Genomic DNA, 8,436 nt, shown 5'->3' on the forward strand with positions numbered 1-8,436 from the left:
ATCAAGGGTCCGATCCTGTGCCTCGTCGGCCCGCCCGGCGTCGGCAAAACCTCGCTCGGCAAGTCGATTGCCAAGGCCACGGGGCGTGAGTTCATCCGAATGGCGCTCGGCGGCGTGCGCGACGAGGCCGAGATCCGCGGTCACAGGCGGACCTATATCGGCTCGATGCCCGGCAAGGTCATCCAGTCGATGAAGAAGGCCAAGAAGTCCAACCCCCTCTTCCTGCTCGACGAAATCGACAAGATGGGCCAGGACTTCCGCGGCGATCCGTCGTCAGCCCTGCTCGAGGTGCTCGATCCGGAGCAGAACTCGACGTTCATGGACCATTACCTCGAAGTCGAATACGACCTGTCGAGCGTGATGTTCGTGACGACGGCGAACACGCTGAACATCCCTGCGCCCCTGATGGACCGCATGGAGATCATCCGCATCGCCGGCTACACCGAGGACGAGAAGATCGAGATCGCCAAGCGGCACCTGATGCCGAAGGTGATCCGCGATCACGCGCTGCAGCCGAACGAGTTCTCGGTCGGCGAGGACGCGATCCGCGGCATCATCCAGACCTACACCCGTGAAGCGGGCGTCAGAAGCCTCGAGCGCGAGCTGATGAAGCTCGGGCGCAAGGCGGTGACCGAGATCCTGAAGACGAAGAAGAAGACGGTGAAGATCACGGCCGATAACCTCGCCGATTATCTCGGCGTGCCGCGCTTCCGCTTCGGTCAGGTCGAGGCCGACGATCAGGTCGGCGTCGTCACGGGTCTTGCCTGGACGGAAGTCGGCGGCGAGCTGCTGACGGTCGAGGGCGTCATGATGCCCGGCAAGGGACGCATGACGGTGACCGGCAACCTGCGCGACGTGATGAAGGAATCGATCTCTGCAGCGGCCTCTTACGTCCGCTCGCGGGCCATCGATTTCGGCATCGAGCCGCCGCTGTTCGACAAGCGCGACATCCACGTCCACGTGCCGGAGGGCGCGACCCCCAAGGACGGCCCGTCGGCGGGTGTGGCGATGGTGACGGCGATCGTGTCCGTGCTCACGGGTATTCCGGTCCGCGCCGATGTGGCAATGACCGGCGAGGTGACGCTGCGGGGCAGGGTGCTGCCGATCGGCGGCCTGAAGGAGAAGCTGCTTGCCGCGCTGCGCGGCGGCATCAAGAAGGTGCTGATCCCGGAAGACAATGCCAAGGACCTGGCGGAGATCCCGGACAACGTGAAGAACAACATGGAGATCATTCCGGTGTCGCGGGTCGGCGAGGTGCTGAGGCACGCGCTGGTCAGGATGCCGGAGCCGATCGAATGGGTCGAGCCGGTCAATCCGCCGGCCGGCGCGGACGCCGGCGACGACGCCGGCAAGTCGCTTGCGCATTAGTTTCTTCTAAGGTTGCAATGCACAAAGAGAGAGCCGGGCTTTCAGCCCGGCTTTTTCATGTGAAAAATCTCCGAAAAAGTGGAAAAAAGCCCGGAATTCTGCGGTTTTCGGCTTGGGTTCCGGAACGCTTCTTTCTAAAGTCCGTTTCCTGCCGGATGAGTCGTAGTTCCGGTTTTCTCATGGAAGGGAATTTTTATGAACAAGAACGAACTGGTGTCCGCCGTCGCCGACTCCGCAAGCATTTCGAAGGCTGATGCGCAGTCCGCCGTCGATGCGGTGTTCTCTGTGATCACTGGCGAACTGAAGAAGGGCGGCGATGTCCGGCTTGTCGGCTTCGGAAATTTCACCGTGTCAAAACGTGCTGCTTCGACCGGCCGCAACCCGCAGACCGGCGCGGAAGTGAAGATTCCGGCGCGCACCGTGCCGAAGTTCTCGGCCGGCAAGGGCCTCAAGGACGCGGTCAACTAAGACCTTTTCTTTTTAAGATCAGATGAGCCGGGCTTGCCCGGCTCTTCCTTTTTGTGACCCGCGGCAGGGGCACATGTGTGGCATCAGCCGGTAGGCGCGTCGGCGCGCATCAGGCCTTCTTGCTTGAGATCCGCCCACAAGGCTGCCGGGATCTTGACGTCGAGCAGCGCACGGTTGCTTTCGACTTCGGCCGGCCGTTGGCCGCCGGGTATTACCGACATGACGGAAGGGTGCCGCAGCGGGAACTGCAACGCCGCCTCGATCAGACGCACGCCATGGCGCTTGCAGACCGCCTCGATGCGTGCCACGCGATCGAGCACGTCTTTTGGCGCCTCTGTGTAGTTGTAGAAGGCGCCGGGCTTCGGCCCTGTCGCCAGGATGCCGGAATTGTAGGGCCCGCCAAGAACGATGCCGATGCCGCGCTTCTCGCAGAGCGGCAGGAAGCTCGCAAGCGCATCCTGCTCGAGCAGCGTGTAGCGGCCGGCGAGCAGAAAGAGGTCGAAATCGCCGCGCTCGGCGAGCGTCTGGCAAACCTGCCACTCGTTGATACCGCCTCCGAAGGCCTTGATCACGCCCTGGTCACGCAGCGCGAGCAGCGCGTAATAGCCCGAAGACATGAACTCCTCGATGCGCCGGTCGGAAGCCTCCTTGCTGCCATGGGTGAAGATGTCGACATCGTGCACATAAAGGATGTCGATGCGGTCGACGCCGAGACGCTCCAGCGAGGCCTCGAAGGAACGCATCACGCCGTCGTAACTGTAATCGTAAACTTCCCGGCGCGAGGGCGTCTCGAAGAACTTGCCGATGCCGGTTCGCTGGTCGGGCGCAGAGACGCGCATGAGGCGGCCGACCTTGCTCGACAGCACATAGTCGTCGCGTTTCTTGCCGCGCAGGAAGGGGTTGAGCCGGGTTTCGGAAAGGCCAAGGCCATAGAGCGGAGCGGTGTCGAAATAGCGGCAGCCGGTTTTCCATGCCGCCTCCAGCGTGGCATTGGCATCCTCGTCCGAGACGGCGCGGTAGAGATTGCCGAGCGGCGCGGTGCCGAAACCAAGCTCGGTGAAGGTGATGCCGCCATTGCCGATGCGGTCGAAATGCCGTGTCTTCATATCCGCACGATGTCCTGGATTGATTTGTCTGACATGACACTATCACGCCGGTGGCACAGCAAAAGCGCCGAGGCTCGTTGGACACGAATTTTCGCGGTGATAGCATGAACGAAAACAAGCGTTTCGCGCCGAACGCGACCGCAAAGCCGCATGCCTATCAAGACATCGGCAGACAGGATTAGGCAGCCATGACGCAAGCCGGATCGGAGTTGTTTGCGACAGCGCTGGGCGAGCTCGGCGCCGTGTTGGGGCGCATCGATGACGGTCGGGTTGACGCCGCCTGCGCAATGCTCGCCGGCGCTGGCAAGATCGTCGTCTATGGCTGCGGCCGCGAAGCGCTGCAGGTCAAGGGTTTCGCAATGCGGCTCTTCCATCTCGGCCTGCCGGTTTCGGTGGTCGGCGATATGACCACGCCGCCACTCGGCCAGGGCGATGTATTCCTGGCGAGTTCCGGACCGGGCGAGACCGCGACCGTTCTCACCTTGATGCGCGTGGCCAGGGCGGCCGGCACCAAGGTGGTGTTGCTCACGGCCGAACCGGCGGGCAGCGCGGCAAAGCTTTCGGACTTCACGCTGCTCGTTCCGGCCCAGACCATGGCGAGCGACCAAGGCGCCGCCAGAAGCTCGGTGCTGCCGATGGGCTCGCTGTTCGAGGCAGCGCTTTTCCTGTTGTTCGAGGTGATGGTGCTGAAACTCGAGGCGCTCACCGGCGCAACGCCGGAGACGATGCGCGCCCGGCACACCAACATGGAGTAGGGGCATGCGCTACGAACTGATGCTGCCGCACCAGATCCGCAAGGCGATCGAGGAGAACTGGCCGGTCGCGCTGCCGCTCGGCGTGCTCGAATACCATGGCGAGCACATGGCGGTCGGCATGGACACGCTGGCCGTCATCAAGACGCTCGAGCTTATCGAGAAGGAGCGGGACATCGTCATCCTGCCGCCCTTCTATTATGGCGCGGCGAGTTATGCCGTGGCGCCGCCGGAAGGCAGCGGCTCGGTGCAGGTCGGCGGTCCGGTGCTGGCGCCCTTTGCGGAGGAATTGTTCTACGGCCTGCTGCGCATCGGCTTCCGCAACATCCACGCCATCATCCATCACCAGACCGAGAATTTCGTTGCCGGCATGCCGACCGATCTCGCCTTCAAGACCGCCGGCCGGCAGGCAATTTTCCGCTTCCTGGAGAAGGAACGCGGCGAGGGCTGGTGGGGCTCGGACACGATGGTCGATTACTATGCCGGCCATGCCCAGGGCGAGAACGTCTTCAACTGGGTGCAGGTGCACCCGCTGATGCCGGCCACAATGACCGGCAAATATCCGTTCGACCATGCCGGCATCGGCGAGACATCGCTGATGCAGGCGCTATGTCCCGAAGCGGTGGATGCCGGTCATTTCGCGGACAATACCGGCTGGTACACAAAAGGCGCATCGGATGCGTCGGCCGAGCTGGGCCGGAAGGGTGTGGCGATGATCCTCGAGCATTTGCGGGCGATATTGCGGGTCTAGCTCAACTTCTCCCCACAAGAAGGGGGAAGGGCACGGCGCCTACTTCACCGAACCGGCCGTCATGCCCATGATCAGATAGCGTTCGAGCGCGATGCCGATGATCGCCAGCGGCGTGATGGCTGCCGTCGCCAGGGCTGCCATCGACCACCAGTTGATACCTTGCGAGCCGGTCTGGCTCGCCACCATCACGGGGATGGTCTTGGCATCCGTCGACGTCAGAAGGGCGGCGAAGAAATATTCGTTCCAGCAGAGCACCATCGCCAGGATGAAGGCGGCGACCATGCCGGGGAGCGCGATCGGCATGACAATGCGGAAGAAGGCGCCCCAGATCGACAGGCCGTCGACGAGTGCCGCCTCCTCGAGCTCGACGGGAATGGAGTTGAACTGGTCGCGCATGATCCAGATGACGATCGGCAGCACCATCAGCGTGTAGAGGAGCACAAGGCCGATGCGGGTGTCGAGCAGGGCCACTTCGCGGTAAAGCACCAGGAAGGGCAGCGCCAGCACCACGGGCGGCAGGATCAGCTGCGAGAGGAAGAAGAAGGAGATATCCTCGTTCTTGAACCAGGCGAACTTGTAGCGGTAACGCGTCAGGCCATAGGCGGCCAGGCTGCCGATAATGATGGCGAGGCTCGACGCGCCGACAGAGGTAATGACCGAGTTCATGAAGCGTTTCAGGAACTCGTCGCGCACCGTCGAGGTCTGGACGATCGAATCCGGCGACAGGCCGAGTGAGCGCCAGCCCTTCCAGTCTGGCTGGAAGTCGACGAAGGGGATGAGGTGCCCCTGCGTGACATCGACCGCCGACTTGAACGAAGTGGTGATCGTCCAATAGATCGGGAACAGGCAGACGAAGGACCAGAACACCAGGGCGCCATAGATGAAGACGCGGCTGGCGAGGAAGGCCGCCGGGGAGCGGATTTCGGAAACGGTATATTCGGTGGTCTGGACGCTCATATGGACGCTCAGTTGACGTTGCGCACGAAGCGACTGGCGAGCTTCAGCAGCCAGGTGACAAACACGACGATGATGATCAGATAGACCATGGCGAGCATGGTGCCGTAGCCGACATTCGAACGGTCGCGATATTCGCGGTAGATGAAGCTCGAAACGGAATCGGTCGCGCCGCCGGGCCCGCCGGACGTCACCGTAATGATGATGTCGGCGAGCTTCAGCTTGAAGATGATGCGCAGGATCACCGCCGTCACGGACACGGGCAGCATCAGCGGGAAGGTAACCTGCCAGAAGGTCTGCCATGTCGTCGCGCCGTCGACGCGCGCCGCCTCGATCACCTCACGCGACATGGCCTGCAGGCCGGCGAGCAGCATGATCATCATGAACGGAATGAAGGTCCAGGCGTCGAGCACCATGATCGAGATGCGCGCGATGATCGGGTCGGAGAAGAAGGCGGGATTGTCCCAGCCGAGATGGCGCGCCAGCGTCGATGCCGGTCCGAACCGGTATTCCATCAGCGACTTGCCAACCATCCAGGAGACCGCCACCGGCGACAGCATGAGCGGCAGCAGGAAGACCACACGGAAGAATTTTCTGGCGCGGATCTGCGCGTTGAGCAGCAGCGCCAGTCCGAACGCGATGACATATTCGACCAGCACCGCCAGCACATAGAGGACCATGTTGAAGAGCGCGTTGCGGTAGTAGGGGTCGGCCAGCATCTGCCAGAAATTGTCGAGACCGTTGAACCTGCGGCCAGCGAAGGAGCTGAGGTTCCAGTCGGTCAGCGCGATATAGAAGCCGAACAGCGTCGGGAAGATCACCATGGCGACGGTGAAGAGCAGCGCCGGCAGCAGGAACAGCGCGCGCTGGCCGTCCTCGCCGCGCGTCAGCACTTGCCAGGCGCCGAGCGCCACGCCCCACAGCACATAGGCGTAGACCACCGGACGCCAGGTATAGAAGCCGATCGTGTCGACCTCAGTCTTGTAAAGGATCTGCATGACGATCGTCGCCAGCAGCACGAGCGTCGCGGCGATCATCAGGGCCCAGCCGAGGCGCTTGCGGCCGGGAGGGATCAGATCGGCCGCTGCGGAGTTAGCCGGCCATGCATTGGCGGTTGAAGTCTGCTCAGCCACGCCTCTCGCCTCTACCTTGCTTTGATGCAATTCCGGAGGAAAACCGCTTCACGCTTTTCCTGGAATTGCTGGAAGTCCAAATGACCGGCCATTGCCGGTCAACATGCGGCCCGGCGACGAGGTCGCCGGGCCGCGACTTCTCACGGGACAGCCTACATGCCGAGCGAGGCTTTGTAGAGCTTGATTTGGTTCTCGCGGCCGATCTGGTCGGTCAGCTTCTCCCAGGCGGCGGCGATGGCATCCGCACCTTCCTGCGCCTTCATCTTGCCGGCGAAGGTGTTGGCCAGGATGTCCTCGGCGGCGCTGTAGTACTGGAAGATGCCGGGGATGCGCGGCTCGATCGCGGCGTTCGGATGGTTGTAGGAGTCGCCCTCCGACTTCAGATAGGAGGTGATGAAGGCCTCGTCATAGCCGGCCGCCACCCATTCCGGAATGTTGAAATGGGAGTTGCGGTAGGGCTGGAAGCCGGAAGGATAGGCCGCGCACCACAGCGACAGATCCTTGCCGCCGAGATGGGCCGCCGCCGACCACGCCGCCTTCTTCTTCTTCTCGTCGCTGTCGACGCGGGCCATGACATAGACGCCCCAGCCGAGATAGGCGCAGTTCGGCGCATAGTTCGGGCCGCTGGCCAGCTTGTCCCACTTGCCGGTCTTCGAATTGTAGACGTCGTCCGAGCCCGGCAGGATCGAGAAGCCGGTGACGTCGCCGATGACCGAGGAGTCGTTGGTCTTGACGTTGGAGCCGATATCGCCCCACCACGGGATCATCGAGCCAGTGCCGGCCAGGAACTGCTGGAAGCCGGTGGTGTTCGGATCGGCGTTGATCTGATCCGGCGGCTCCGAGGGCAGGGCGTCGATGACGTCCTGGATGGCCCGCACCCAAGCCGGGTTGTTGATGCGCGGCTTCATCGTATCCGGATCGAACAGCCAGGCCTTGTCGTCGGGGTGCTTGGCATAGGCAGAGGCGCGGCTGCCGAGGAAGTAGAAACCGAAGCCGCCCCAGGGCTTGGGCGCGTCGAGATAGCCATAGACGTCCTGGCCCTTGAACTGCTTGCCCTTGAGGAACTTGGTGACGGCCTGCACTTCCTGCCAAGTCTTGGGCACGCCCCATTCGGTCGTCGCGCCGCTCTCCTTCCAGGCCTTGGCGAGGTCGGGATCGGAGAATACGTCGGTGCGGTAGTTGAAGTTGTGCGTATCGCCGTCGATGGTCACGCGATACTGCTTGCCGTCCCAGGTGCCGACCGGCGGCTTGAGGTAGTTGACGAGATCGTCCATGTCGATCTGCTTCTTGACCCAGTCGGGCATCTCCGAGGTGAGGCCCTTGCCGCAGACGTCGCCCTCGAAGGGCGCACCCATCTCGATGATGTCGAAGTCGACGGTTTTGGTCGCGATCGACTGTTGCAGACGGGCGTTGTAGTCGGCCTGGGCGAGGTCGATCCAGCTGATCTTGGCGCCGGTATAGGCCTCCCACGGCTTCAGGAAGCCGCGGAACAGCACGTTGTGCAGGTTCTGGTTGTTGAGGCCCATGAAGGTGAGCTCGACACCGGCGAACTCGCCTTGCTTGACGTTGGCCTTGGTCGCATCCAGGCAGAGCTCACCGACTTTCTGGAAGTCGGCGTCCGTCGGCTGGCCTTTGCCGACGCCGGGTATCTGCAGGATTTTCGCGCGCAGGTCGTCGGCGGCAGCCGCCGGCCTGGTCAGCGCGCCAAGCCCCGTGCCGGACGCCGCTGCGAGCGCCGCCATGCTGGCCGCGCCCTTCAGCAAATCGCGGCGGGTCGCCCCGGCACGCACCAGTTTTTCGTAAAGATCGACTCTCATCTCAAGGTTCCTCCCAGAACTTCAGTCGTGAATTGATTCTGCCAATCTCTCGGACGTCGAAACGTCTGCAGTTCTCCTATACCATAG

8 protein-coding genes are annotated in these 8,436 nt (G+C 62.7%); 4 read left to right on the forward strand and 4 right to left on the reverse strand.

Annotated elements, in window-relative coordinates; translation table 11 throughout:
* Both lon and hupB read left to right on the forward strand, forming a co-directional pair.
* Positions 1 to 1,368: endopeptidase La (gene lon / locus EOA60_RS09925; protein ID WP_128311302.1), on the forward strand; the 1,368-nt coding region annotated here is incomplete at its 5' end.
* Between the two features lie 195 nt (positions 1,369 to 1,563).
* A complete protein-coding gene (gene hupB, locus EOA60_RS09930; RefSeq protein WP_027166452.1) occupies positions 1,564 to 1,836 on the forward strand; it encodes a DNA-binding protein HupB in 273 nt (90 codons plus the stop codon).
* Between the two features lie 83 nt (positions 1,837 to 1,919).
* Here the strand turns inward: hupB and EOA60_RS09935 are convergent, their stop codons facing one another.
* The gene (locus tag EOA60_RS09935) at positions 1,920 to 2,942 is read right to left on the reverse strand and encodes an aldo/keto reductase (protein ID WP_095802240.1); all 1,023 of its coding nucleotides are present in this window, start codon (positions 2,940 to 2,942) and stop codon (positions 1,920 to 1,922) included.
* A 188-nt stretch (positions 2,943 to 3,130) separates the two neighbouring features.
* Between EOA60_RS09935 and EOA60_RS09940 the strand changes: the two genes are divergently transcribed.
* Together EOA60_RS09940 and EOA60_RS09945 are read left to right on the forward strand one after the other, a co-directional pair.
* Positions 3,131 to 3,697: an SIS domain-containing protein gene (locus EOA60_RS09940; RefSeq protein ID WP_067328228.1), complete on the forward strand. Its 567-nt coding sequence runs from the start codon at positions 3,131 to 3,133 to the stop codon at positions 3,695 to 3,697.
* Positions 3,698 to 3,701: 4 nt separating this feature from the next.
* The gene (locus tag EOA60_RS09945) at positions 3,702 to 4,445 is read left to right on the forward strand and encodes a creatininase family protein (protein ID WP_067328230.1); all 744 of its coding nucleotides are present in this window, start codon (positions 3,702 to 3,704) and stop codon (positions 4,443 to 4,445) included.
* A gap of 39 nt (positions 4,446 to 4,484) precedes the next feature.
* On the opposite strand, the gene EOA60_RS09950 is transcribed toward EOA60_RS09945, so the two are convergent.
* From EOA60_RS09950 to EOA60_RS09960, 3 genes are all read right to left on the reverse strand, one after another.
* The gene (locus tag EOA60_RS09950; protein ID WP_067328232.1) at positions 4,485 to 5,402 is read right to left on the reverse strand and encodes a carbohydrate ABC transporter permease; all 918 of its coding nucleotides are present in this window, start codon (positions 5,400 to 5,402) and stop codon (positions 4,485 to 4,487) included.
* 8 nt (positions 5,403 to 5,410) lie between these two features.
* Positions 5,411 to 6,532: a sugar ABC transporter permease gene (locus EOA60_RS09955; RefSeq protein ID WP_095802242.1), complete on the reverse strand. Its 1,122-nt coding sequence runs from the start codon at positions 6,530 to 6,532 to the stop codon at positions 5,411 to 5,413.
* A gap of 152 nt (positions 6,533 to 6,684) precedes the next feature.
* The gene (locus tag EOA60_RS09960; RefSeq protein ID WP_095829953.1) at positions 6,685 to 8,349 is read right to left on the reverse strand and encodes a sugar ABC transporter substrate-binding protein; all 1,665 of its coding nucleotides are present in this window, start codon (positions 8,347 to 8,349) and stop codon (positions 6,685 to 6,687) included.
* Between the last annotated feature and the right edge of the window lie 87 nt (positions 8,350 to 8,436).

The sequence above is a fragment of the Mesorhizobium sp. M1A.F.Ca.IN.020.06.1.1 genome (genome assembly GCF_004023265.1).
In the GTDB taxonomy this organism is placed as follows: Bacteria; Pseudomonadota; Alphaproteobacteria; order Rhizobiales; family Rhizobiaceae; genus Mesorhizobium.